The organism is Cupriavidus sp. FW305-F7 (assembly GCF_058782875.1).
In genome coordinates this window covers 1-596 of sequence record NZ_JBYSYC010000144.1, presented here as the reverse complement: position 1 = coordinate 596, position 596 = coordinate 1, and the positions used below count along the sequence as shown (strand labels likewise).

The window sequence follows — 596 nt, the reverse complement described above, 5'->3', positions numbered from 1 at the left end:
TAATGCCGTTCAGTTAAGTCTGAACGGCATTTTTCTTTGCAGGGGTTGTAAACAAGGTGTCGAGCTGTTAACTTGCCGTTCCGATGCTATCGGAACAAGTCCACACCGCCCTTGAGCTTAGTGAGCCGGCCAGTTTTGCCCGGCTCAGCGAGCATCTGCCGATGGCATGGATCGAGCAGGCGCTGGCCGCCACGGGAACAGCGTCCGTTCGCCGGCGCCGACTGCCAGCAGAGCAGGTGGTCTGGCTGGTCATCGCGCTGGCGCTCTATCGGCACCAATCGATTCCCGATGTGCTGGAGACGCTGGACCTGGCACTGCCCAACGATGCCAGCGCCTGTGTCAGCAAGAGCGGCATCGCCCAAGCCCGCGAGCGGCTTGGAGACAAGCCTTTGTTGTGGCTGTTCGAGCAGACCGCACGGGCGTGGGTGGCTCAGGATGCTGCGCACTACAAATGGAAGGGCTTGGCGCTTTACGCCATGGATGGCACCACCTTCCGCACTGCCGATAGCCCTGAGAATCGCCTGTACTTTGGCGCCCAGAGCTATGCCAGTGGCAAGGTCGCCAGCTATCCACAAGTCCGCGGTGTCTCGCTCACG

The 596-nt window shown here is 60.9% G+C and carries 1 protein-coding gene; it reads left to right on the top strand.

All coding sequences use genetic code 11. The features are described 5' to 3' along the window. Positions 1-83 precede the first annotated feature (83 nt). Positions 84-596: transposase domain-containing protein (locus tag AC3WL8_RS40000; RefSeq protein ID WP_492380270.1), on the top strand; the 513-nt coding region annotated here is incomplete at its 3' end.